The sequence below is a fragment of the Streptomyces sp. AM 2-1-1 genome (assembly GCF_029167645.1).
GTDB lineage: Bacteria > Actinomycetota > Actinomycetes > Streptomycetales > Streptomycetaceae > Streptomyces.
In genome coordinates, this window is the sequence record NZ_CP119147.1 from 2220508 (window position 1) to 2245841 (window position 25334).

17 protein-coding genes are annotated in these 25334 nt (G+C 72.9%); 8 read left to right on the forward strand and 9 right to left on the reverse strand.

The window, feature by feature from the left end; genetic code table 11:
- The first annotated feature begins 14 nt into the window (after positions 1-14).
- Positions 15-2759: a PQQ-binding-like beta-propeller repeat protein gene (locus PZB77_RS09285; protein ID WP_275492096.1), complete on the forward strand. Its 2745-nt coding sequence runs from the start codon at positions 15-17 to the stop codon at positions 2757-2759.
- A gap of 220 nt (positions 2760-2979) precedes the next feature.
- Complete coding sequence (locus PZB77_RS09290) at positions 2980-4461, forward strand: NlpC/P60 family protein (RefSeq protein ID WP_275492097.1); 1482 nt, start codon at positions 2980-2982, stop codon at positions 4459-4461.
- Between the two features lie 8 nt (positions 4462-4469).
- On the opposite strand, the gene PZB77_RS09295 is transcribed toward PZB77_RS09290, so the two are convergent.
- The 6 genes from PZB77_RS09295 to PZB77_RS09320 all read right to left on the reverse strand — a co-directional run bounded on the left by PZB77_RS09295 (position 4470) and on the right by PZB77_RS09320 (position 10957).
- Positions 4470-4871, reverse strand: coding sequence for a hypothetical protein (locus tag PZB77_RS09295; protein ID WP_275492098.1), 402 nt, complete (start codon positions 4869-4871; stop codon positions 4470-4472).
- Positions 4872-5081: 210 nt separating this feature from the next.
- The gene (locus tag PZB77_RS09300) at positions 5082-6317 is read right to left on the reverse strand and encodes a styrene monooxygenase/indole monooxygenase family protein (protein WP_275492099.1); all 1236 of its coding nucleotides are present in this window, start codon (positions 6315-6317) and stop codon (positions 5082-5084) included.
- A 45-nt stretch (positions 6318-6362) separates the two neighbouring features.
- Positions 6363-7109: an ATP/GTP-binding protein gene (locus PZB77_RS09305; RefSeq protein WP_275492100.1), complete on the reverse strand. Its 747-nt coding sequence runs from the start codon at positions 7107-7109 to the stop codon at positions 6363-6365.
- The gene (locus tag PZB77_RS09310) at positions 7090-7503 is read right to left on the reverse strand and encodes a DUF742 domain-containing protein (RefSeq protein WP_275492101.1); all 414 of its coding nucleotides are present in this window, start codon (positions 7501-7503) and stop codon (positions 7090-7092) included. Before PZB77_RS09310 ends, PZB77_RS09305 begins: the two co-directional genes overlap by 20 nt.
- On the reverse strand, positions 7500-7979 hold the full coding sequence (locus tag PZB77_RS09315; protein WP_275492102.1) for a roadblock/LC7 domain-containing protein: 480 nt from the start codon (positions 7977-7979) through the stop codon (positions 7500-7502). The genes PZB77_RS09310 and PZB77_RS09315 overlap by 4 nt, the downstream gene beginning before the upstream one ends.
- Complete coding sequence (locus PZB77_RS09320; RefSeq protein ID WP_275495975.1) at positions 7976-10957, reverse strand: nitrate- and nitrite sensing domain-containing protein; 2982 nt, start codon at positions 10955-10957, stop codon at positions 7976-7978. The genes PZB77_RS09315 and PZB77_RS09320 overlap by 4 nt, the downstream gene beginning before the upstream one ends.
- Positions 10958-11322: 365 nt before the next feature.
- On the opposite strand from PZB77_RS09320, the gene PZB77_RS09325 reads away from it, so the two are divergent.
- A complete protein-coding gene (locus tag PZB77_RS09325; RefSeq protein ID WP_275492103.1) occupies positions 11323-12108 on the forward strand; it encodes a protein phosphatase 2C domain-containing protein in 786 nt (261 codons plus the stop codon).
- A gap of 43 nt (positions 12109-12151) precedes the next feature.
- Here PZB77_RS09325 and PZB77_RS09330 read toward each other — a convergent pair whose 3' ends face one another.
- Positions 12152-12634, reverse strand: coding sequence for a MarR family transcriptional regulator (locus PZB77_RS09330; protein ID WP_275495977.1), 483 nt, complete (start codon positions 12632-12634; stop codon positions 12152-12154).
- Positions 12635-12881: 247 nt separating this feature from the next.
- Here PZB77_RS09330 and PZB77_RS09335 point away from each other — a divergent pair, with 247 nt between their 5' ends.
- Both PZB77_RS09335 and PZB77_RS09340 read left to right on the forward strand, forming a co-directional pair.
- The gene (locus tag PZB77_RS09335; RefSeq protein ID WP_275492104.1) at positions 12882-13709 is read left to right on the forward strand and encodes a lysozyme; all 828 of its coding nucleotides are present in this window, start codon (positions 12882-12884) and stop codon (positions 13707-13709) included.
- 336 nt (positions 13710-14045) lie between these two features.
- Positions 14046-14726 (forward strand): polysaccharide deacetylase family protein, encoded by a 681-nt coding sequence (locus tag PZB77_RS09340; protein ID WP_275495978.1) that lies wholly within the window; start codon positions 14046-14048, stop codon positions 14724-14726.
- Between the two features lie 129 nt (positions 14727-14855).
- On the opposite strand, the gene lon is transcribed toward PZB77_RS09340, so the two are convergent.
- Positions 14856-17270, reverse strand: coding sequence for an endopeptidase La (gene lon / locus PZB77_RS09345; RefSeq protein ID WP_275492105.1), 2415 nt, complete (start codon positions 17268-17270; stop codon positions 14856-14858).
- 352 nt (positions 17271-17622) lie between these two features.
- Positions 17623-18279, reverse strand: coding sequence for a hypothetical protein (locus tag PZB77_RS09350; RefSeq protein WP_275492106.1), 657 nt, complete (start codon positions 18277-18279; stop codon positions 17623-17625).
- A 1082-nt stretch (positions 18280-19361) separates the two neighbouring features.
- Between PZB77_RS09350 and PZB77_RS09360 the strand changes: the two genes are divergently transcribed.
- The 3 genes from PZB77_RS09360 to PZB77_RS09370 all read left to right on the forward strand — a co-directional run bounded on the left by PZB77_RS09360 (position 19362) and on the right by PZB77_RS09370 (position 25264).
- Positions 19362-20099, forward strand: a complete 738-nt coding sequence (locus tag PZB77_RS09360) for a response regulator transcription factor (protein ID WP_275492107.1) — start codon at positions 19362-19364, stop codon at positions 20097-20099.
- Positions 20096-21172, forward strand: coding sequence for an ATP-binding protein (locus PZB77_RS09365; RefSeq protein ID WP_275492108.1), 1077 nt, complete (start codon positions 20096-20098; stop codon positions 21170-21172). Before PZB77_RS09360 ends, PZB77_RS09365 begins: the two co-directional genes overlap by 4 nt.
- 258 nt (positions 21173-21430) lie before the next feature.
- On the forward strand, positions 21431-25264 hold the full coding sequence (locus tag PZB77_RS09370; protein ID WP_275492109.1) for a multifunctional oxoglutarate decarboxylase/oxoglutarate dehydrogenase thiamine pyrophosphate-binding subunit/dihydrolipoyllysine-residue succinyltransferase subunit: 3834 nt from the start codon (positions 21431-21433) through the stop codon (positions 25262-25264).
- Positions 25265-25334 lie beyond the last annotated feature (70 nt).

The following is a 25334-nucleotide window of genomic DNA, read 5'->3' on the forward strand; positions in this document are numbered from 1 at the left end:
GAGGGGGGTGCGCCATGGAGGCGCTGCGTCAGGACGATCCACGCCGCTTCGGCCCGTACACGACGCTGGCCCGTCACCGCGAGACGGCGAGCGCGGTGAGTTACCTGGCGCGCGGCGCCGACGCCGGGGAGCTGGCGCTGATCACCGCCGCCCGGCCGGCCCTCGCCGCGGTGCCCGCCTTCCGGCGCCGGTTCGTGGCGGAGCTCCGTACCGCCGAGCGGCTGGCGGGCGGCTGGGTGCAGCCACCGCTCGACCCGCCCGACCAGGACGCTCCCGCTTCTGCGGACCGCCTCTGGAGGGCCACCCGCTACCTCCCGGCCCTGACGCTCGCCGAAGCCGTCGCCGTCGGCGGACCGCTGCCCGAGCGCGCGGTCCGGATACTGGGCGCGGGCGTGGCGGAGGTGCTGGCCCGGGTCCACGCCACCGGCTCCGCGCTGCAGGGCCTCTCCCCGGACACGGTTCTGCTGGCCTCGGACGGGCCCCGGCTGACGGCCTTCGGCCCGCTGGGCGGGGCGTCCGCCGCCGAGGCGCTGCCTGGCGGCCAGCTCTCCGTACGGCTCGGCTACCTCACCCCGGAGCAGGTCGCCGGCGAGGAGGCGGGCCCGGCGTCCGACCTCTTCGTCCTCGGCCTGCTGCTGGCGTACGCGGCGACCGGCGCCACCCCCTTCGCCGAGGGCCCCGCCGGGAAGGCGGCGGACCGGATCGCCCACGGGGAGCCCGGACTCGACGGCGTACCGGCCGGAGTGCGCGAGCTGATCGCCGGATGTCTGGCGAAGGACCCGCACCACCGCCCGAGCGCCGCGACCGTCGCGGCGGCGCTGGCCCTGGAGGGCGCGGCCGCGCTCGCCCGGAGCGGCTGGCTGCCCGGACCGCTGTCGGCGGCGGTGGCGGACCAGGAGGCACGGGTGCGGGCGCTGGAACCTCCCCGGGACGGCGGGACCTCCGGCGACGGACCGGCCGGTGCGGGCGACGACCCGGCGGCCACCGGGACGGCCGGCGACGTCGGAAACGTGTCCGGCACGGGGAACGGCCCTCGGGACGATTCCGTGCCCCGGGAGGGGGAGGCGACCACCCGGTTCCCCGACACCCGGGCCCGGGAGCCGGAGTCGGACAGCCCGACCACCCGGCTCATGGTGACCCGCGAGCACTCCGCCGGGCGGGCCCTGGCCACCCGGCCGGCCGCCCCGGTGGCACCGGCCGTCCCGCCGGCCGTCCCTTCCCCCGGCTCACTGCTCCCCGCGCGCCGGCCCCTCGAGTCGCCGTCCGGCAGCCCGCTCTCCGCGCACGTCCCCACCGCCCCGGCCTACCCGGCGCCGTACTCCGGCACCTCCCTGCCCGGCACCTCGCTGCCCGGAGGCGGGGCGTCCCGTGCGGCCGGCCCGGCTGCGCTGCCCGCCGCACGCCCGCACACCGGACCGGAGGGCGCAGCGCTCTTCCCCACCCGCAGGTCGCTGCTGGCCACGGTCGCCGCCGGAGCGTTCGGTCTCCTCGTCGGCGGCATCGCGGTCGGCGCCCTCGGGACCGACGGCACGTCCACGCCGGCCGAGGACGACGAGCCCGCGCCGAGCAGGGCCCCGGTACTGCTGCCGGGGCAGCCGCCCGCCCTCACCTGGACGTACGCGCATCCGGCCGCCGAGGCGGAGCCGCTCACCGCCGCGCTCTGGCAGGACCGGCTCCTGGTGCTGACCAGCAAGGTCCAGGCGTCGGCCGTCGACCTCCGGACGGGCGAGCGGGTCTGGCAGCGGGCGGACGGCGCCGAGGGGCAGGCGGCGCTCGCCGCCGGGGACGACCTCGTCTTCGTCGCGGGCCCGACCGCCTTCCTGTGGCTGTCGCCGACGACCGGAGAGGTGAAGCACCGGGTGCTGCACGCGGACGGTTTCGCCGGCCTGCCCGGCCTCCGCGTCGGCACCCTCACCGGGCACTCGGGCTCCGTCGTCTGGTTCTGCGGCGCGCGGACCGTCACCGTGAAGGCACCGAAACCGGCCAAGGGCAAGAAGCCCGGCAAGGACCGACGGGTCGTCCAGGCGTACTTCTTCGCCTACGACCTGGTGCGCCGAGAGGAGGTCTGGCGCGTCCAGGTGCCGGCGGGCCGGGGGGCGTCCGGCCCGGAGTACCGGCTGGCGGCGGCCCGGCTCAACGACATCGTGGTGCGCCAGGACGCCTCCGCTCTCACCCCCGACGACGTGCGCTCGGCGAAGGGGAAGGGATCCTTCCGCTGTTTCGACCGGAGGACCGGGAAGCTGCTCTGGACCAAGGGGTTCGGCGCGCTCTCGCCCGCCGGAGCGGTCGGCGGCGACGAGGAGGGACGGCTCTTCGGTGCGGTCGGCGACGACCTGGAGGCCTGGGACACGGAGTCGGGAAAGCCGCTCTGGCGGCTCGACGGGACGGGCCGCTCCTCGGAGTTCGGTCCCCCGGTGGAGTCGGGCGAGCTGATCGTCACCACCAACCGCAGCCAGGAGGTCGGGCTGGTCGAGCGCGAGACCGGCAAGCTCCTCTGGCTGCGCTCCACCGAGGTGCCCGCCGGCGGCGCCGCCCCCGCCCTCACGGTCACCGCCTCCGGCGACACGATCCTCGCCTCGGACACCACGCAGGTGACGGCCTTCGACGCGCGCGACGGGCGACGGCTGTGGAAGTTCCAGGACATCGGCGTGCAGGAGCCCGGGGGAGCCGCCGTCACCGGCCCGTACCGCGTGCTGACGACCGCGCGGACGGCCGTCGTCCTGCGGGGCCGGGCCGTCTACGCCTTCCCCGTCGCCTGACTGGCTCCGTGGCCGGGCGGGTCCGCTCCAGGGCCGGCCCCGCCGTACGGGCTCCGTCGCACGGACGCCCGACCGGGCCCCGCCGTACGGGGAGACGCGCGGCGCCACGCCGTGCGGAGCTTGCACCGCCGGACCCCGGGTGAGCGAATAAATATGATTCGCACACTTTTAGGGGACCCGGCGTACGGTCCGGCTCCGCAGCCTCACCGGAGGTGACGACGTGTCAGGCAGAGTTCTGCGAGCGGTCTGCGCGACCGCGGTCCTGGCGGCGGTGACCGCCCCCGTCTCCGCCGGGGCCGCCCCGGGCCCCGGACCGGCGCCCGGGCCGTCCGAGACCTCGCCGACAAGGAGCGAACGCCCCCGGGAGGACGGGACGGCCGGCCCCGCACCCGCTGAACCGACGACCGGCCCGAGCGCCCGCGCCACCCCCGGCACGACGGCCGCACCCGGCGCGGGCACGCCCTCCGGCCCGGCTCCCGGCGCGAGTCCCGGCACGACCGTGGACGCCTCCGAGGCCTTTCCGGGCCGCACCCCGTCCGCTTCCCCCGACCCCGGCGCGGACCGGCCGGGCGACCCGTCCGATCCGGCCGCCGATCCCGACCCGTCCGACGACGCGGTCGCAGGGCTCCCCGACACCACCGCGGCCGGTGCTCCGGAAGCCGCCCCCGGGACCGTCCCCGCGCTGCTCACCGAGCTCCGGACGCTCTTCGGGCGCGCCGAGGCGGCTACCGAGACGTACAACGCGACCGCCGAGAAGCTGGAGCGGCAGAAGGCCGCCACCCGGAAGGTCGACGCCCAACTGGCGAGGTCCCGGCGTGCTCTCGGTGCCGGACGGGCGGCGGCCGGCCGGCTGGCCCGGGAGCAGTACCGGGGGCGGTCCGAGTTCTCCGCCTACCTCCGTCTGCTGCTGGCGGACGGGGCGGGATCGGCGGACGTGTTCGGCCAGGGCCATGTGATCGCCCGGGCGGCGGCGGGGCGGGCGGCCGCGGTGGGCCGGCTCACGAAGGCGGAGAAGCGTGCCGCCGTCCTCGCGGTCGCGGCCCGGAAGTCGCTCGCGAAGCAGCGGAGACTCGCGGCGGACCAGCGCAGGCAGCGAGATTCCGTACGGGCCGGCCTTGCACGTGTGGAAGCGCGCCTGGCGAAGCTGACGCCCGCCCAACTCGGCGCCGTCTCCGCACTGGAGAACGAGGAGGTCGACGAGGCGCAGCGGGACCTCGTCACCTCCGGCGCCCTCGGTTCCCCCCGCGTCCCCTCGCGGCGGGGCGCCGAGGCCGTGGCGTACGCGGTCGAGCAGATCGGCAAGCCGTACGAGTGGGGGGCGGAGGGGCCGGACACCTTCGACTGCTCCGGGCTGACGATGCGGGCCTGGGAACGGGCCGGGGTGGCCGTCCCCCGGACCTCGCAGGAGCAGTGGGCCGGGCTGCCCCGGATCCCGGTCTCCTCGCTGCGCCCGGGCGACCTCGTCGTCTACTTCCCGGAGGCCACTCACGTGGCGCTGTACATCGGTGACGGCCTGGTGGTGCAGGCGCCGAGGCCGGGGGCGGTGGTGAAGGTGTCGCCGCTGGCGTCGAACCCGCTGCTCGGTGCGGTCCGCCCCGACCCGGAGGGCGTACCGCTGGAGGAGTACACCCGGCCGGAGCTGCCGGAAGGGGCCTCGGAGGGTTCGGACACGGGGTACAGCGGGTCCACCGAGCCGGAGTGACCGAGAGCTCACCCCTGGAAGTGGAGGACCGCGAGCCCGACCGTGCCGACGCTCAGCCACAGCAGGGTGCCCCACAGGGCGATGCCGGCGAAGAGGCCGGGGCGGGCGATCCGGGCGAACAGCGCGGGGACGCCGAGGAGGACCACCGACGCGCACCGGGTCGCGGACGCCGTGCGCGGCGCCGCGACCCCGGTCAGGGCCGCGAGCGCACCGAGTGGCGCGAGGCCGGTCGCCGGCACCACCGGTGTCCACCACGCCTCCCGGCCGCCGAACCTGCGCGCCGGCACCTCGCCGAACCCGACGGCGGGAAGCACGACGAAGTACGTCGGCACCGCCCCCGGGACCCCTCGGGACAGGGCGGACGGCATACCGGACACCCCGGCGATCAGCACGCCGGAGATACGCGGCACACCCGGTGGGCGCCTGCGGCGACGCCTTTCCTGCCAGGAGTTGTGATCGTGTGCACCATGGGACGCACGTCCGTGGCGGACACGGCCCAGCCCGGCCCCGCGCACGAGAAAGGCACCGGCCACCGGCGGGTTGCCGGTGACCGGTGCCAGAGGTGGGCGCGGCGCGAGGGGCGTCGCGCCCGCCCGGGCCGTGCCCGGGTGCGGAGCGGGTCAGGCGCCCGCGACCGAGGCCAGGTAGGCGTTCGTCTTCTCCGGGTCGAAGAAGAAGTGGTCGAAGTCGGCCGGGTCGTTGAAGCCGTTGGCGAAGCGGTCGGCGACCGGCTGCATCTGGCCGGCGGCACCGATCAGGTTGAGCACGTGCTCCGGCGGGACGCCGAGCATCGCGTTGGTCCACTTCACGACGTGCTGGGCGGTGTCCCAGTAGCGGTCGAAGGTCGCCTGCATCCACTCGGCGTCGAACGCGCGGTCGCCGTGCTCGACGATCGACTCCAGGTACGCGTGGGCGCACTTGGAGGCCGAGTTGGAGCCCTGGCCGGTGATGGGGTCGTTGGCCACGACCACGTCGGCGACACCGAGCACCAGGCCGCCGCCGGGGAGCCTGCCGATCGGATTGCGGACGGTCGGCGCGTAACGGCCCGACAGGGTGGCGTTGGCGTCGGTCAACTCGACCTTGGTGGCGCGGGCGTACTCCCACGGCGTGAACCGCTCCATGAGCTCCAGCGTCGTGGCCAGGTGCTCCGAGGGGTCCTTGATGCCCTGGAAGACGTCGAGCGGTCCGCCCGGGACGCCCTCCCAGAAGAGGATGTCCGCGCGTCCCGAGAGGGTCAGGGTCGGCATCACGAAGAGCTCGCCGACGCCCGGCACCAGGTTGCAGCGGACCGCGTCGAACTCCGGGTGCTCCGGACGGGGGCCCATGCCGTGCACGTACGCGACGGCCAGCGCCCGCTGCGGGGCGTCGAACGGCGAACGCGACGCGTCCCGGCCGAACATGGAGACCAGTTCGCCCTTGCCGGCCGAGACCAGCACCAGGTCGTACGTACGGGAGAAGTAGTCGAGGTCGGAGACGGCCGCGCCGTGGACGACGAGCTGGCCGCCGCGCTGGGCGAAGGTCTCCATCCAGCCGGCCATCTTGACCCGCTGGTCGACCGACTGGGCGAAACCGTCCAGCTTGCCGACCCAGTCGATGACCCGCGAGGAGTCGGGGCCGGCGACCGAGACCCCGAGACCCTCGATCTTCGGCGCCTGGGACTCCCAGAAGTTGAGCTGGTCGTCGCGCTCGTACTGGAGGGCGGTGTCGAACATGCACTGGGTGGACATGACCCGGCCGGTCCGGATCTCGTCGGCCGTGCGGTTCGACATGAGGGTGACGTCGTACCCCCGGGACTGCAGGCCGAGGGCGAGCTGAAGTCCGGACTGGCCGGCTCCGACTATGAGTATCTTCCGCATGGGGCGGTTCTCCGTTTGCGTGGTACGGCGATCGGGGGGCGCTTCTCAGACCGGGGTGGCGTCGAGAGCGTGGCCCACCAGGGTGAGCAGCGACTCGACGACGGTGATCCTGTTGCGCGCGTCCATGATCATCACAGGCACGTGCCCGGGGACGCTCAGGGCCTCCCGGACGTCCTCCGGCTCGTAGGGGTCCGACCCCTCGAAGTGGTTGACGGCCACGATGTAGGGCAGCCCGCAGCTCTCGAAGTAGTCGAGCGCCGGGAAGCAGTCGGCGAGCCGGCGGGTGTCGGCCATCACGATCGCGCCGATCGCGCCGCGCACCAGGTCGTCCCACATGAACCAGAAGCGCGGCTGGCCGGGCGTGCCGAAGACGTACAGCACGAGGTCGTCGTCGAGCGTGAGGCGGCCGAAGTCCATCGCCACCGTGGTGGTCGCCTTGTCCGGGGTCGCCGTGAGGTCGTCGGTCTCCTCGCTGGCCCGGGTCATGACCGCTTCGGTCTTCAGCGGGGTGATCTCGGAGACCGCGCTCACGAAGGTCGTCTTTCCCACGCCGAACCCGCCGGCCACCACGATCTTGGTGGCGGTCGGCGCCCGGGTGTGGTCCAGCTGCCACGGCTGCGCCGGCTCCTCGGTCCGGGCTTCGTCCCGGTCCTGGTCCTGGTCCTGGTCCCGGTCCCGGGGACCCGGCTGGCGCGGGGTGAAGAGCGTGGAACCGGAGAGCTCCGGCTCGGCGAGCCCGGGCCCGGCGAGCGTCGGGGCGGAGAGCTTCGGCTCAGAGACGACGGAGTCCATCGAGCACCCTTTCGAGCAGTGCGCGGTCGGGCTGACCGGCGCCGTGGCCGGTTCCGTACACGCGGATCTTTCCCTGGTCTGCCAGGTCGCTGAGGAGGACCCGGACCACGCCGAGCGGCATCTTCAGCAGGGCCGAGATCTCGGCCACCGTACGCATCCGGCGGCAGAGTTCGACGATCGCCCGGAGCTCCGGCATGACCCGGCCGGCGAGGTTCCCGCCCGTGAGCTCGCGGCGTTCGTCGGGTGCCTCCAGCGCGGCGACGAAGGTCTCGACGAGCAGCACGTGCCCGAAGCGGGTGCGCCCGCCGGTGAGGGAGTACGGGCGGACGCGTGCGGGCTTGCGGTCGTAGCCCCGTACGGGGAGCCTGCGGGCGGGTTCGGCGGCGGACGTCACTGGGCGCTCTCCATCGATTTGCGCAGCTCGCTGCGGAGTTCGGGGGTGAGGACGTGTCCGGCCCGGCCGACGAAGAGCGCCATGTGGTAGGCGATGACACTCATGTCGCAGTCGGGGGTGGCGTGGACGCCGAGGAGCGAGCCGTCACTGATCGACATGACGAAGACGCTGCCCTCCTCCATCGCGACCATCGTCTGCTTGACACCGCCGCCGTCCATCAGCTTCGCGGCTCCCATGGTGAGGGAGCCGATGCCGGAGACGATGGTGGCGAGGTCGGCGCTGGAGCCCCGGGGGCTCTGCTGGTTCCCGGCGGCCGGCGCGGCCTGGTGGCCGGGGTCGGAGGAGAGCAGCATGAGCCCGTCGGACGAGACGACCGTGACCGAGTGGACCCCTGGTACCTCCTCCACCAGATTGCTCAGCAACCAGTGCAGGTTCCGGGCTTCGGTGCTCAGCCCGAGCGTGCTGGGCGCAGTCAACTGCGTGCCTCCTCGACTGTGTCCCCCGTCTCCTGGCCGTCCGGGCGGCCGGCCAGGTCGGTCCGTGCGGCCGACGCGGACGGTGCGCCGGGTCCCGCGTCCTCCGCGATCTCCGCCTCCACGTCCCGGCGGCCGTCGCGCGCTCCCCGCTGGAATCCGCCGAGCCGGCGCCGGAGCGCTTCCTTGTCCAGACTGCCCGTGCGCTCCGTGGTGGATGCCTCGGCGGGCTTGGTCACCCGGGGGGTGCGTTTGGGCAGCCCCTTGTCGGTGAGCCGTTCGGGCTGCCGGGGCCCGGGCACGCTCTCGGCGGACGCCGCCTCGTGCCCGGAAGCCGCGCCGGGCTCGGGGGCGGCGGTCCGGTCGTACGGCTGCGGGACGGGGGTGGTCCCGGGCAGCGGGAACGGCCGGGGCTCCGGCGCCTCGTACGGGTCGTGGGCGGCCGGGGCGGGCGTGCCCGCGTCGTCGGCGGGCCGCTCGTGCTGGTCGGGGCCGATGGCGTACGGGTCCGCGGGCGTGCGGGGGGCGGGTCCGGAAGCGGCCTCCGGGACAACCGGGAGCCGGAACTGCATGGTGGTCTCGGCCGGGGACTCCGGCACGACGGGGGGCCGCGGGGCCGTCGGGGGCGTGGGGGCGGCGGATTCCCGCGCGGCGACCGGTCCTTCGGGCGTCTCCGGGGCGACGGGGCCCGTCCCCGCCGGTTCCGTGTCCCGGAGGGTGCGCTCGGCGGCGGCGATCAGCGGATCGTCGGCGGGGAGTTCGAGGAGACGCCCCTGGAGGGTGTTGGAGTTCGCCTCGGCGACCGAGCCGGGGAGGTTCAGCGCCGGTGCGGCACCCGGCACCTTCACGGGCGGCGGCGAGGAGGCCGGCGGAGCCTCCGGCAGCAGGGCCTGCGGCAGCACCACGACCGCCGCCACGCCGCCGCCGGTCTTCCGCGCCCGCAACTGGACCTGTACGCCGTGGCGCGCGGCCAGCAGCGAGGAGACCCGGAGGCCGAGACCGGCGTTGTCGTCGTCGTGCTCCCCGGTCCGGAAGGCGGCCGGGTCGGCGAGCCGGACGTTGAGTGCGTCCATCCGCGCTGCCGACATCCCGATGCCCTCGTCCTGCACGGAGAGCATCACTTCGCCGGTCTCCAGCAGCCAGCCGGAGAGCTCGACGCGCGAGTCCGGCGGGGAGAAGGCGGTCGCGTTCTCCAGGAGTTCGGCGACCAGGTGGCTCAGGTCGTCGGCGGCGAAGCCGGCGACCTGGGCGTGCGGCGGCAGGGACTGGATGGTGACGCGCTCGTACCGCTCGATCTCGCTGACGGCGGCGCGGGCCACGTCGACGAGCGGGATCGGTCCGGGGTGGCCCTGGCCGTGATCGGCGCCCGCGAGGACCAGCATGTTCTCGCTGTGACGCCGTATCACCGTCGCGAGGTGGTCGAGCTTGAACAGGGTGGCCAGCCGCTCCGGGTCCTGCTCGCGCTCTTCGAGGTGCTCGATCACGCCCAGCTGGCGCTCGACGAGGCCGAGACTGCGCAGCGAGAGGTTGACGAAGGTGTGGTGCACGGTGGCGCGCAGCCGCTCGAGTTCGGCGGTGAGGCCGGTGACCCGGTCCTGGAGTTCGGCGCGCTGGAGGGTGAGCGCCTCGCGTGCGGCGAGCAGTTCGGCGTGCTCGGTCCGCACTCCGCCGGCCTGCCCGGCGAACTCGCCGTGCAGGGCGAGCAGCCGCTCGTGCAGGGCGTTGATCGAGCGGACGACCTGGGCGAACTCGTCGTTGCGGCCCCGGTAGGCGACCGGTTCGGCGCTCTCCGGTTCGGCGGCCAGCCGGGCGGACCCGATGCGCAGCACGGCGAGCGGCTGGGTGAGGGTGCGGGCGACGGCGGTGGAGACGCCGACCGCGATCAGGAAGCAGCCGCCGAGGAGGGCGAGGGAGAGTTCGAGCGCGGTGACGTCGTCGTCGCGGAGCGTCTCCAGCCGGCGCACCTGGGCGGTGCCGAGCGCCGACTCGACACCGCGCATCCGGTCGATGCGCGCGGTGAGCGCGGCCGAGAGCTTCTTGGAGCCGGTCTTCTGCTCGGAGTCGGAGAGTTCGGGGCGGTCCATCAGGGCGGCGAGGTACTTCTCCGCGCTGTTGACCTCGGGCCCGGTGACAGTGGCGGAGAGCTTGTCGCGGGCCGCGTCGCCGGCCGCCTGGTCGAAGTCGGCGAGGGCGGCGAGTTCACGGACCCGGGCCTGCTGGGCGGCGGCGCTGAGCTCGTCCCGGGCACGGTCGTCGGCCGACTTCTCGTCGTCGTCCTCGTTCACCACGGGGAGCCCGGTGTAGGGGTCGTACTCCTGGACCGGCTCGGGGCGGGGTACGGCGAGGGCCGCGAGCAGCAGCCCCCGGGTGGCGGAAGCCTGTTCGACGGCGGTGGAGAGGGCGAGCGGTGCCCGGGTGGCCGCGGCGGCGCGCGGCGGGGCCGTCTCGGCCAGCTCGGCGGCCAGATCGTGGAGCTTGGCGATGACCTCGGTGTACGCCTGGTGCGCGGCGAGGGCCGTGCCCTTGCCGCTGACCGCGTCGCGGCGCAGCGACGGAACGGTGGAGAGGTCCCGGCGGAGCGTGGCGGGGGCCGCCTCGCGGATCTCGTCGATCTGCTGGTCGACCCGGGCACTGAGGCCGTCGGCGCCCGGCTTGTCACCGTCGGCTCCGTCGTCGGTCTCACGGCCGCCCGCGATGTACGCGGTGATCGCGTCGCGTTCGTCGGCGAGGGAGTGGGCGAGCGTGATGGCCTGCTGGTCGAGTTCGGCCAGGGTCACCAGGTTCTGCGACTCGTTGAGGTCGGAGGAGGCCCTGAGGGCCGCCGGGGCACCCGCCGCGATGACGGTGATCCCGACGACGGCGACGCCCGCGACGAGCCGGTTGCGTACGCGCACCTTCCGCTTGTCGCCGCCCGCCACCGGGGCGGTGGCCCCGGAAACGTCCTGCGTGCCGACCTTGTTCCGCGGCCGCTTCTTCTGCACCGGTGCTCGCATTCTTGACTCGTCCACCCATGAAGCAGAGGTGACGCACCGCCATGTGCACAGGCTCCCCCGCTTCCGGTCCGGCTTCTGACCATTCCAGCCCTTTTGGGAGGGGGGCGCACATCGACCGCTCCGCCACTCGAACGAGTGAACATCACTCGTGAGTGGGCGAACAAGTCTCCCCCTGGCGCGCCCGTCCCATGCGGCGGGCGTCGGGTGGACCTTCCGCGCGGGCTTTGGCAGGATGCCCGCCCGCACCCCGCTCCGGCCCTTCCCCACGCCGCACGGTCCTGGTCCGGCCTGCTGGGACGGACGATGTTCGCAGGGGTGCGGGCGGCGTGAAGGCCTCGTGCAGACTGGCTGTCATGCGCATCGAACTCGCCGGAGCGCCCGGCAGCTCCGAACGCCCCAACGAGGACTGGGCCATGGCCGCCCTTCCGGCATCCGGGCGGGGCGGGTGCGTGGTGCTGCTGGACGGGGTGACGCCCCCTCGGGGCGGCGACGGTTGTGTGCACTCGGTGCCGTGGTTCACCGCGCGGCTGGGCGGAGCACTGGCCGAACTGTCCGCATCCCGCCCGGATCTGACGCTGGAGGAGATCCTCGCGGCGTCCATCCGGCACACCGCGGACGCCCATCGCCTCACCTGTGACCTTTCTCACGCAAGGACGCCTCAGGCAACCGTCGTGCTGGTCCGCTGGGACGAAGCGGCGATCGACTACCTGGTGCTCTCCGATTCGGTGCTGCTGCTGGAGTCCCCGGACGGGAGCGTACGCGCGGTGCTCGACGACCGACTGGACCTGCTGCCACGGGAGGTGCTCGCCTCCGTGGAGCTGACGGACACCCTGGCCCGGAACCAGGAGGGCGGATTCTTCACCGCCGCCGCCGACGCATCCGTCGCCTCGCGCGCGGTGACCGGCGGACTGCCGCTCACGGAGGTCCGGGCGCTGGCCGCCCTGACGGACGGGGCGAGCCGCTGGACCGAGGTGTTCCGGGAGGGCGACTGGCACGCGGCGTTGGAGCTGCTGCGCTCGGCGGGGCCCCAGCACCTCATCGACCGGGTTCGCGCGTGCGAGCGGGCCGACACGGACCGGGTCCGCCTCGGCCGCGGCAAGCGGCACGACGACGCAACGGCGGTCCTGGTGGAGTTCTGACGAGGGGTCGGCGGGCCGCCGGACGGGGCCGCCGAGGCCGTCCTCAGCCCTCGGCGCGGGCGTTGAACTGGTGGAGCAGCCGCGCGAGTTCCGCGACCTCGGCGCGGTCCCAGTCGGCGAGCTTACGGACATAGCGGGCACGACGGGCGTCCCGGACGCGGCGGAACCGGGCGAGCCCCTCCTCGGTGAGGCGGACCAGCGAGGCCCGGCCGTCCAGGGGGTCCGGCTCGCGGTTCACCAGACCGAGATCCTCCAGGGCGCGCAGTTGACGGCTCATGGTGGCCTTGCCGACCCCGAACCACGCCGCGAGCTCGGTGGCCCGCTGCCGTCCGGCGGACTCCAGGCGCACGAGCAAGCCGTAGGCGGCGGCCTCCAGTTCCGGATGGACCTCACGCGCCATCTCTCCCGAGGTGGCGCGTGCCCGCCGCAGGATCACGGCGAGTTCGCGCTCCAGGGCGAGGAATTCCTGATCCGCCACGCCCGCGTCGGCGGGGCCGGACCCCGCCCCGCGCTCGTCGTCCTGCACCACGGCACCCCTCACGCGCTTTCCGCCCCTGAAACTTTCCGCCGCGGCGGGCCTCCTCCGCAGCTCGGCCAGTATTTCGCAGGAGTAGACCACAGGCGGGTGCCGGGCCCCCTTCCGGTGCGCGGGTCCACGCGCGTAGCGTCATTGCTGACATGTCCACACCAGACATGTCATCGGGGCCCGACCCCGCCCGCACCCCGGTTCGCGGTCCCCCACCGTCCCCCCACGAGCCACGGAGGCACCTCCCATGTCCGCAGTCAGACCCGGTTCCCGAACGGCACGTCTGCTCGCTCCCGCCGGCGCCCTGCTCGCCGCCCTCTCGCTCCTGCTCACCCTGCCCGGCACCGCCTCGGCGTCGGCCGCCGTCCCCGCCCGGGGCACGGCCTCGCTCGGCATGGGCGTCGTCGCCCACGACGGCCGGGGCTCCCTGCCGGTCGGCACCAGCGCGACCCAGACCGAGGGCGTCGACGTCAGTGGCCACCAGGGGAACGTCGCCTGGTCGACGCTGTGGAACAGCGGCGTCCGGTGGGCGTACGTGAAGGCGACCGAGGGGACGTACTACAAGAACACCTCGTTCTCGCAGCAGTACACCGGCTCGTACGGCGTCGGGATGATCCGCGGTTCCTACCACTTCGCCACCCCCGACACGACCTCCGGCGCCGTGCAGGCGAACTACTTCGCGGACAACGGCGGCGGCTGGTCCCGGGACGGCCGGACGCTGCCCGGCGTGCTGGACATCGAGTGGAACCCGTACGGGGACCAGTGTTACGGCAAGTCCCCGGCCGCGATGGTCGCCTGGATACGTGACTTCGTGAACACGTACAAGGCGCGCACCGGCCGTGACGCGGTGATCTACACGGCGACCAGCTGGTGGACGACCTGCACCGGGGCCAACGCGGGCTTCGGCGCGACCAACCCGCTCTGGGTCGCCCGCTACAACACCACGGTGGGCGCGCTGCCCGCCGGGTGGGAGTACTACACGATCTGGCAGTACACCTCGACCGGCCCGACGGTCGGGGACCACGACAGGTTCAACGGCGCACTGGACCGCGTGCAGGCTCTGGCGAACGGCTGACCCGCGGCGTCCTCGCCGCCCTCCCCCGCCCGTGGCCCCGGCGACGCACCTCGTCGCCGGGGCCATGGCGTGTCCAGCGGGTCCCGTCGGTCTCACGGGTCCCCTCGCGCTGGGGCCCGGCCGAGTCCGGGGCCCGGCCGCGTCCGGGGCGCCTCCCGCTATGAACCGCCTGTATACACCCTATGTATAGTCCGGGCTGTCGTACGGGACGTACGGCTGTACCGAGCCGTACCGAACGATGGGTGGTCCACCGTGTTCAGAAGGACGTCGAAGCCGCGCAAAAGGTTCAGCCCCGCGCTGGTGGCCCTGCTCACCCTCGCCCTGGGCGGCTGCTCCATGGCCACCACCGCCCCCGCCTCCGCGCGCGACGAGGCCGCCGGGGACGCGAAGGGCGTGCTCGGGCCGGTGGACTGCCGGACCGCCAAGTGCATCGCCCTGACCTTCGACGCCGGCCCCGGCGAGGACACACCGCACCTGCTGGACGTGCTCAAGGAGAAGAAGGTGCACGCGACGTTCTTCCTGCTCGGCGCGAACCACGTCCTCAAGTACCCCGACACCGTGCGGCGCATCGCCGACGAGGGGCACGAGGTGGCCAACCACACCTGGTCCCACAAGATCCTCACGGACCGCGAGCCGGACGAGATACGCGCCGAGCTGGAGAAGACGCAGGACGCGATAGCGGCCGTCACCGGGAAGAAGCCCCGGCTGATGCGCCCGCCCCAGGGCCGTACCGACGACACCGTCTCGGAGATCAGCGAGGACCTCGGCCTCTCCCAGATCCTGTGGAGCGCGACCGCCAAGGACTACGCGACGACCGACTCGGCGCTGATCGAGAAGCGCATCCTGGACCAGGCGAGCAGGGACGGCATCATCCTGCTCCACGACATCTACAAGGGCACCGTGCCCGCCGTGCCGCACCTCATCGACGCCCTGCGGGAGCGCGGCTACACCTTCGTGACCGTCCCCGAACTGATGGCCCCCGCCGAACCGGAACCGGGCACGGTCTACCGCCCCTGACCGTCCCCGACCGCTGCGCCGCGCACCGTCCGGGCACGGGTAAGGCCCGCTCCCCCGGGGTCTCCGGGGGAGCGGGCCGTCGCTTCGGCCGGTCACGCGCGCGGCGGCACGTCCGTCACGCCGTGCCGCTCACGCCGCGGCCGGAACCGTCTCCCGCGCGCCGGCGGTGGCCGGCGCGAGGGCGATCTCCAGCACCTGGCGGACGTCGGTCACCGGGTGCACCTCCAGCGTCGCGAGGACCTCGGCCGGAACGTCGTCCAGATCGGCTTCGTTCCGCTTGGGGATCACCACGGTGGTGATCCCGGCCCGGTGCGCCGCCAGCAGCTTCTGCTTCAGACCGCCGATCGGCAGGACCCGCCCGGTCAGCGAGACCTCACCGGTCATCGCCACGTCCGTGCGGACCAGCCGGCCGGAGAGCAGCGAGGCCAGCGCGGTCGTCATGGTGATGCCCGCGCTCGGACCGTCCTTCGGGACCGCGCCCGCCGGGAAGTGGATGTGGGTGCCCCGGTCCTTGAGGTCGGCGACCGGCAGCTCCAGCTCCGCCCCGTGCGACCGCAGGAAGCTCAGCGCGATCTGCGCCGACTCCTTCATCACGTCGCCGAGCTGACCGGTCAGGGTCAGTCCGGACGCCCCGGTCTCCGGGTCGGCCAGCGAGGCCTCGACGTAGAGGACGTCGCCGCCCGCGCCGGTGACCGCGAGGCCGGTGGCCACGCCCGGCACGGCGGTCCGCCGCTCCGCCGGGTCCTGCGCGGCCTCGGGCACGTGGTGCGGCCGCCCGATCAGCCCTCGCAGATCGGCGTCGGTGACCGTGAACGGCAGCTCCCGGTCGCCGAGTTCGTGCTGGGCCGCGACCTTCCGCAGCAGGCGGGCGACGGCCCGCTCGAGGTTGCGCACGCCGGCCTCGCGGGTGTACTCGCCGGCCAGCTTGCGCAGCGCCGACTCGTCCAGGGTGACCTCGTCCTCCTCCAGACCGGCGCGCTCCAGCTGGCGCGGGAGCAGGTGGTCGCGGGCGATGACGACCTTCTCGTCCTCGGTGTACCCGTCGAGCCGGACCAGCTCCATCCGGTCGAGCAGCGCCTCCGGGATGGCCTCCAGGACGTTGGCGGTGGCGAGGAAGACCACGTCGCTCAGGTCGAGTTCGACCTCCAGGTAGTGGTCGCGGAAGGTGTGGTTCTGCGCCGGGTCCAGCACTTCGAGGAGCGCCGCTGCCGGGTCGCCGCGGAAGTCGGAGCCGACCTTGTCGATCTCGTCGAGCAGCACGACCGGGTTCATCGAACCGGCCTCCTTGATCGCCCGGACGATGCGTCCCGGCAGCGCCCCGACGTACGTACGCCGGTGGCCGCGGATCTCCGCCTCGTCCCGGACCCCGCCGAGCGCGACCCGGACGAACTTGCGCCCCATGGCGTGCGCGACGGATTCCCCGAGCGAGGTCTTGCCGACGCCGGGAGGTCCGACGAGGGCCAGCACCGCACCGCCGCGCCTGCCACCGACCACGCCGAGGCCACGGTCGGCCCGGCGCTTGCGGACCGCGAGGTACTCGGTGATGCGCTCCTTCACGTCCTCCAGCCCGGCGTGCTCGGCGTCCAGGGTCGCCCGCGCGCCCCGGATGTCGTACGCGTCCTCGGTCCGCTCGCTCCAGGGGAGCTCGAGCACGGTGTCCAGCCAGGTCCGGATCCAGGAACCCTCGGGGCTCTGGTCCGAGGACCGCTCCAGCTTCTCGACTTCCTTGAGCGCCGCCTCGCGGACGTACGCGGGCAGATCGGCGGCCTCGACCCGGGCACGGTAGTCGTCGGACTCGTCCCCCGGGTCGCCGTTGAGCTCGGACAGCTCCTTGCGCACGGCGTCGAGCTGCCGCCGCAGCAGGAACTCGCGCTGCTGCTTGTCGACGCCCTCCTGGACGTCCTTGGCGATGGACTCGGCCACGTCCTGTTCGGCGAGGTGCTCACCGAGCCACCGCACGGCGAGCTTCAGCCGGGCAACGGCGTCCGCGGTCTCCAGCAGCTCCACCTTCTGGGCGGTGGTCAGGAAGGGTGAGTATCCGGAGTTGTCGGCGAGCGCGGAGACCCCTTCGATCTGCTGCACCCGGTCGACGACCTGCCAGGCGCCGCGCTTCTTCAGCCAGCTGGTGGCGAGGGCCTTGTACTCCTTGACCAGCTCGGCGACGGCTCCCGGCAACGGGTCGGGCACGCTCTCGTCGATCCGGGTCGCCTCGACCCAGAGGGCCCGCCCGGGGCCGCTCGTACCCGTGCCGATCCGCACCCGCGAACGGGCCCGCACGATCGCCCCGGGATCCCCGTCGGAGAGCCGCCCGATCTGCTCGACCGTGCCGAGGACGCCGGTCCCCGTGTACCGGCCGTCGATGCGCGGCACCAGCAGCACCTCGGGCTTGCCCCCGTCCGCGGCGGCCTGCGCGGCCTCCACGGCGGCCCGCGCCTCACTGTCGGAAAGATCGAGGGGGACGACCATGCCGGGCAGCACGACTTCGTCGTCGAGCGGCAGCACGGGCAGGTCGAACGGGGTGGACGCCTTGGACTCGGTAGCCATGATCTTCCCTTCGGCAGTCAAGTTGAGCTATGCAGACTCAATGCTTGTGAGCCGGGGAATGTTCCCCGAGGCGTGTTCGCTCTGAGCGATCGGAGGGTGACGGCCTTCCTGCGGCGCTTCCTCCCCCGCCCGAACAACCGCGCGCACCTGATCCATCCCGGACGCCCGTACGTCCTCGGCCGGATGCGCGAAGGAGCGACACCCGTGCCGCACAGCCGTCGGCGGCGAGCACTCGGGGGGCGGCCGGTCCCCCGCGCTCACGGCCCGACGGAGGGCCGGGGCCGTAGGGGCCGGGGTGTTCCGGGCTCTCCGCGCGGGCGGACCTGGCCGGCCCGGCGGAGCAGGGCGACTGCTACCCCCGGGGGGTGCCGTCCCAGCGCCAGGTGGCCGGACGGGGACGCCCCGGCAGATCGGCGCGGCCGGTGGCCCACAACAGGGTGGACCAGGGGTCCGTCGACTCCGGGGCATCCGGGAAGAGCCGGGTCAGCACCCGTGAACAGAGTGCGGCGGGCGGGTTCCAGGGGAGCCCGAGACCTTGGGTCAGGTCGTGCGTGTGCACCAGTGTCTCGACGATGCCCATCGCGGCGAAGCCCTCGGGGTCGGAGGCACCGTAGGTGTGGTGGGCGCGGGTCTGCGACGGTTTCGTGCGGACCGTGGCGACCAGCAGCGCACCGCTGGCCTCCAGCACCTGCAGCAGACCGTCGGGGCCGGCCTCCCGGTCGGCGTGGATCGCGTTGGCCGGGCCGCCGGGCCGCCGGCTCTCCCACAGGAAGGGCACCTCGCCCTGCGAGGGTGGTGTTCTGGGGCCCAGTTGCGCGGCGTAGGCGAAGAGGTCGTCACTGAGGTGCTCGACCGTCTCCCAGCAGTCCCATTCCAGCGTGCCGGCTTTCTCCTCCCACGCGGCCGAAGGCGCCTCGCGCAGGGCGGCGACGGCGAGTTGCACCGCCAGGTCGAGGTCGTCGGCGGTGACGGGGGGCCGAGCCGAGCCGGCCTCTGCTGATCGGGACATGGCAGGACCGTACCCCGGCGGGAAAGGGCTGCGGCCACCCCCGGGCGGCCCCTCGCACCTCTGGCGCCGCATCCCCTTTCTTACTCCCGCGGCCGGATGGGCCCACCCGGGTCCCTCGGCTCCTCCGCACCAGCAGTCCCCCTCGCTCCCCTCGCCCCGCCGGCCCCTCCCCCGCCACCCGCGACCGCCGCGACGGCCCCTTCGGCGAGGCGGTACGGTACCGCGCCAGCCGGGCGGCCACTTCGACATCGTCGCCGACGGGTGCTTCCTGATGGACATCCCGGACGGCCGGTCCGAGCAGCTTCCGACCGACGCGGCGCCGCCGGCGCTGCCGGACGCGCCGCCGCCCGCGCCATGGGCTCAGTCGGTGCTCATCAGCGGGCACGGGGGCGGGTTCCCGGTGGTCCGGGCCGCCGCCGCCCAGGACGGTAAGGGCGAATCGTCGTGGCCGAGCGGGAACCCGCTGCCGTGTCGGGCACCGCGCGGCCCGCCCGACCGGATCTACGCCGCCCCTCCGGCCGATCCCATGACGGAGATCGGCGGGCGGACCTCGTCGAGCACCTCCGTACGACTACGGAGCGTTATGGCCGCACTCTGTCTGGACATCGACAACGAGTCCGCGTGGAGCGTGGCCGGGACAAACGGAGGCCCCCACTCCCCTCTCGTCCCGCCGACCGCCGGGAGCACCTGCCTCCCGGAGGCGTTCTCGCCATCTGGTCAGCACAACCGTCCGAATCGTTCGAACAGGCTCCGCGCCACGACGGAATCACGGGGGTACGGACCGAAGAGGTGGCCGTCGCCCGAGGTGTTCCCGACGCGTTCCCGACGTGGTTCATCTCGCACTTCGGACCGGCCGGGCACCCCGCCGGGGTATGCGGGCGAGCGAAGATACCCGGACAAGGCAGGCTTTCCTCTTCTCCGGGCGGGGTATCCCTTCCTCTCCGGGCACCACCCTGCGTAGCCGAAAGGCGTCCGCTGCCTCTACGCTGCTGCCCGGCAGTCGGACCACGTACGCAAGAAAACGAGCGATCACCGCGACTTCTGGAGGAATAGCCTCCGCGGAAGCGGGCAGGGGCGGGGCGATGGAACAGACACACACCACTCACAGCGGCGTCGCGGCCACCCCCGGTGCGCAGCGCCGGGTGCTGGTGGTCGAGGACGACGCCACGATCATCGAGGCCATCGCCGCCCGCCTACGGGCGGAGGGTTTCCTGGTGCAGACCGCGCCGGACGGCCCCGCCGCCGTGGACGCCGCCGAGGCGTGGCAGCCCGATCTCATGGTGCTCGACATCATGCTCCCGGGCTTCGACGGCCTGGAGGTCTGCCGCCGGGTGCAGGCCCAGCGCCCCGTGCCGGTGCTGATGCTGACCGCCCGGGACGACGAGACCGACATGCTGGTCGGGCTCGGCGTCGGCGCTGACGACTACATGACCAAACCGTTCTCCATGCGCGAGCTGGCGGCCCGGGTGCACGTGCTGCTGCGCCGGGTCGAGCGGGCCGCGCTGGCCGCCGTGACGCCGCGCAGCGGCATCCTGCGGCTGGGCGAGCTGGAGATCGACCACGCGCAGCGCCGGGTCCGGGTGCGCACCGACGACGTGCACCTGACGCCGACCGAGTTCGACCTGCTGGTCTGCCTGGCGAACACCCCGCGCGCGGTGCTCTCCCGCGAGCAGCTGCTCGCCGAGGTCTGGGACTGGGCGGACGCCTCGGGCACCCGCACGGTCGACAGCCACATCAAGGCGCTCCGCCGCAAGATCGGCGCCGAGCGCATCCGGACGGTGCACGGAGTCGGCTACGCACTGGAGACCCCGGCAGCATGACCCGCTCCGGGTCCGGTCTGCGCCCGTTCTCCATCAAGGCCAAGCTGGGCACGCTCGTGGTGGTGTCCGTCTTCATCACCACGGGACTGCTCGTGGTGGCGCTGCGGACGCGGACCGAGTTCCAGTTCATCACCGTCTTCTCGGTGATCGCCACACTGCTGATAACCCAGTTCGTGGCGCACGGCCTGACGGCTCCGCTCGACGAGATGCGGGCGGTGGCCCGGTCGATCTCGCACGGGGACTACACCGGCCGGGTCAGCGGGGCGGGGCGCCGGGACGAGCTGGGCGACCTCGCCCAGACGATCAACCTCATGGCGGACGACCTGGAAGCGGTCGACCGGCACCGCAAGACGCTGGTCGCCAACGTGTCGCACGAACTGCGGACCCCCATCGCGGCCCTCCGCGCGGTGCTGGAGAACGTGGTGGACGGGGTGTCGGCCGCCGACCCGGAGACGATGCGTACGGCGCTGCAGCAGACGGAGCGGCTCGGCCGGCTGGTGGAGACCCTGCTCGACCTCTCGCGGCTGGACAACGGTGTCGTCCCGCTGAAGGCCGGCCGTTTCGAGGTGTGGCCCTACCTGTCGGGGGTACTGAAGGAGGCGAACCTCGCGGCTTCGCGCCGTCGGCTCTCCTCCGGTTCGGGTAACCACTCCCGTACGGACGTCCATCTGCACCTGGACGTCTCGCCGGCGGACATGACGGCGTACGCGGACACCGAGCGGCTCCACCAGGTCGTGGCGAATCTCATCGACAACGCCGTCAAACACAGCCCGGCGCACGGCCGGGTGACGGTGCTGGCGCGACCGGGTGCACATCCCGAGTCTCTGGAACTGGAAGTGGTGGACGAGGGTCCGGGCATCCCGGAGGCCGAACGCCACCGCGTGTTCGAGCGATTCAACCGGGGCCAGAACCCGTCTCCGCACGGTCCCGGGAGCGACGGCGGCACCGGGCTGGGGCTCGCCATCGCGCACTGGGCGGTGGACCTGCACGGTGGCCGCATCCGAGTGGCCGAATCTGCACGTGGGTGCCGTATTCGCGTCACTCTTCCGGGGATGTCACCGGCTCGCAGTTGACATATGGTTCGAACGCGAGGGGCGTGATCTTGGTCCCTCACCACCAGGGGTGCGGCTGTAGGGGCCGAAGCCGCCCTCCTGACTACCCGAAGCACAGCGGGACCTCGCTTGTTTCCCGCCATTCCGCGCTCCGAAACCCGCCTTCCGATGTGATGTGCACGACGATGCGCGGCCCGGTCTGCAAGGAACGGCATGGGAGGCGTAGCCTTGATTCCCGCTGTCCATCACCTTGTGAAGCGGAAGAGGGCGGTTGCCGCCGTGTCGTCTCAGTCCCCCAGTAACTCGACCATCTCGACCGATCAAGCAGGCCCGGGAATCAACCCGGCCGCTGCTTTCGGTGCCAATGAATGGCTCGTCGACGAGATCTACCAGCAGTACCTCCAGGATCCGAACTCCGTCGACCGAGCCTGGTGGGACTTCTTCGCCGACTACAAGCCGGGAGCCTCCGGCACGGCGGACAAGCCCGGAGCCGCAGCCCCGGCAGCACCCGACGCCCCGGCAGCGCCCGACGCCCCGACGGCGGACGCCCCCGCGGCGCCCGCCGCCCCGGTCACGCCGCCCGCGCCCGCCGCCGAGAAGGCCGCCCCCGCGCAGGCCGCCCCGGCAGCCCCCGCGGAGCCCGCCGCCTCAGCTCCGGCCGCACCCGCCGCCCCGGCGGCCCCCGTCCCCGCGGCCCCCGCCGCGAAGGCGCCCGCCAAGGCCGCCCCGGCGACCGAGTCGGCCGGTGGACCCGAGTACGTGACGCTGCGCGGACCCTCCGCGGCGGTGGCGAAGAACATGAACGCCTCGCTGGAACTGCCGACGGCCACGTCCGTCCGCGCCGTCCCGGTGAAGCTGCTCTTCGACAACCGCATCGTCATCAACAACCACCTCAAGCGCGCCCGCGGCGGGAAGATCTCCTTCACGCACCTCATCGGGTACGCGATGGTGCAGGCCCTCAAGGCCATGCCGTCGATGAACCACTCCTTCACCCTGAAGGACGGCAAGCCGACCCTGGTCAAGCCGGAGCACGTCAACCTCGGCCTGGCCATCGACCTGGTCAAGCCGAACGGTGACCGCCAGCTCGTGGTCGCGGCCATCAAGAAGGCCGAGACGCTCAACTTCTTCGAGTTCTGGCAGGCGTACGAGGACATCGTCCGCCGCGCCCGCATCGGCAAGCTGGGCATGGACGACTTCACCGGAGTCACCGCCTCGCTGACCAACCCCGGCGGCATCGGCACCGTCCACTCCGTGCCGCGCCTGATGCCCGGTCAGGGCCTCATCATGGGCGTCGGCGCGATGGACTACCCGGCGGAGTTCCAGGGCACCTCCCAGGACACCCTGAACAAGCTCGGTATCTCGAAGGTCATGACGCTGACCTCGACCTACGACCACCGGGTCATCCAGGGCGCCGCCTCCGGCGAGTTCCTGCGCGTCCTCGCGCAGCTGCTGCTCGGCGAGAACGGCTTCTACGACGAGATCTTCGAGGCGCTGCGGATCCCCTACGAGCCGGTCCGCTGGCTAAAGGACATCGACGCCTCGCACGACGACGACGTCACCAAGGCCGCGCGGGTCTTCGAGCTGATCCACTCCTACCGGGTCCGCGGCCACGTCATGGCCGACACCGACCCGCTGGAGTACCGCCAGCGCAAGCACCCCGACCTGGACATCACCGAGCACGGCCTCACCCTGTGGGACCTGGAGCGGGACTTCGCGGTCGGCGGTTTCGCCGGCAAGTCGATGATGAAGCTCCGCGACATCCTCGGTGTGCTCCGCGAGTCGTACTGCCGCACCACCGGCATCGAGTTCATGCACATCCAGGACCCGAAGCAGCGCAAGTGGCTCCAGGACCGGGTCGAGCGTCCGCGCTCGCAGCCCGAGCGCGAGGAGCAGCTGCGCATCCTGCGCCGCCTCAACGCGGCCGAGGCCTTCGAGACCTTCCTGCAGACGAAGTACGTCGGTCAGAAGCGGTTCTCGCTGGAGGGCGGCGAGTCCGTCATCCCGCTGCTCGACGCGGTCATCGACTCGGCCGCCGAGGCCCGCCTCGACGAGGTCGTCATCGGCATGGCCCACCGCGGCCGCCTGAACGTCCTGGCGAACATCGTCGGCAAGTCGTACGCGCAGATCTTCCGCGAGTTCGAGGGCAACCTCGACCCGCGTTCGATGCACGGCTCCGGCGACGTCAAGTACCACCTGGGCGCCGAGGGCACCTTCACCGGTCTGGACGGTGAGCAGATCAAGGTCTCGCTCGCCGCGAACCCCTCGCACCTGGAGGCGGTCGACCCGGTCCTGGAGGGCATCGCCCGCGCCAAGCAGGACATCATCAACAAGGGCGGCACGGACTTCACCGTTCTGCCCGTCGCCCTGCACGGCGACGCGGCCTTCGCCGGCCAGGGTGTCGTCGCCGAGACGCTCAACATGTCCCAGCTGCGCGGGTACCGCACCGGTGGCACCGTGCACGTGGTGATCAACAACCAGGTAGGCTTCACCGCCGCCCCGGAGTCCTCGCGCTCCTCGATGTACGCCACCGACGTGGCGCGCATGATCGAGGCGCCGATCATCCACGTCAACGGTGACGACCCGGAGGCCGTGGTCCGCGTCGCGCGGCTCGCCTTCGAGTTCCGCCAGGCGTTCAACAAGGACGTGGTGATCGACCTCATCTGCTACCGCCGCCGCGGTCACAACGAGGGCGACAACCCGGAGTTCACCAACCCGCAGATGTACACGCTGATCGACAAGAAGCGCTCGGTGCGCAAGCTCTACACCGAGTCGCTCATCGGTCGCGGCGACATCACGCTGGAAGAGGCCGAGCAGGCGCTCCAGGACTTCCAGGGCCAGCTGGAGAAGGTCTTCGCGGAGGTCCGCGAGGCCACCTCGCAGTCGGCTGCCCCGCACGTCCGCGAGCCGCAGGCGGCCTTCCCGGTCACGGTGGACACCTCGGTCTCCGCCGAGGTCGTCAAGCGGATCGCCGAGTCCCAGGTCAACATCCCCGAGCACATCACGGTGCACCCGCGCCTGATGCCGCAGATGCAGCGCCGGGCCGCCTCGGTGGAGAACGGCACCATCGACTGGGGCATGGGCGAGACCCTCGCCATCGGCTCGCTCCTGATGGAGGGCACCCCGGTCCGGCTCGCCGGCCAGGACACCCGCCGCGGCACGTTCGGCCAGCGCCACGCGGTGCTGGTCGACCAGGTCACCGGCGAGGACTACACCCCGCTGCTCTACCTCACCGAGGACCAGGCCCGTTACAACGTCTACGACTCGCTGCTCAGCGAGTACGCGGCGATGGGCTTCGAGTACGGCTACTCGCTGGCCCGCCCGGAGTCGCTGGTCGTCTGGGAGGCGCAGTTCGGTGACTTCGTCAACGGCGCGCAGACCGTCGTGGACGAGTTCATCTCCTCGGCCGAGCAGAAGTGGGGCCAGACGTCCGGCGTCACCCTGCTGCTGCCGCACGGTTACGAGGGCCAGGGCCCGGACCACTCGTCCGCCCGCCCGGAGCGCTTCCTCCAGATGTGCGGTCAGGACAACATGACGGTCGCCATGCCGACGCTGCCGTCGAACTACTTCCACCTCCTGCGGTGGCAGGTGCACAACCCCCACCACAAGCCGCTGATCGTCTTCACCCCGAAGTCGATGCTCCGCCTCAAGGCGGCCTCCTCGAAGGTGGAGGAGTTCACCACCGGCGGTTTCCGTCCGGTGATCGGCGACGCGTCGGTGACTCCCGAGAACGTCCGCAAGGTCGTCTTCTGCGCCGGCAAGCTGTACTACGACCTCGACGCCGAGCGCCAGAAGCGGGGCGACACGGAGACCGCGATCATCCGGCTGGAGCGCCTGTACCCGCTGCCGGGTGCGGAGCTCCAGGCCGAGATCGCCAAGTACCCGAACGCCGAGAAGTACCTCTGGGCGCAGGAGGAGCCGGCGAACCAGGGCGCGTGGCCGTTCATCGCGCTCAACCTGATCGACCACCTGGACCTGGCCGTCGGCGCCGACATCCCGCACGGTGAGCGCCTGCGCCGCATCTCGCGGCCGCACGGCTCCTCGCCGGCCGTCGGTTCGGCCAAGCGCCACCAGGCGGAGCAGGCCCAGCTGGTCACCGAGGTCTTCGAGGCCTGACCGGCAGCGGTACCCGCGGTACTCCGCGTACGACAGGGACCGGCCCCCACCACAGCAGCACGGTGGGGGC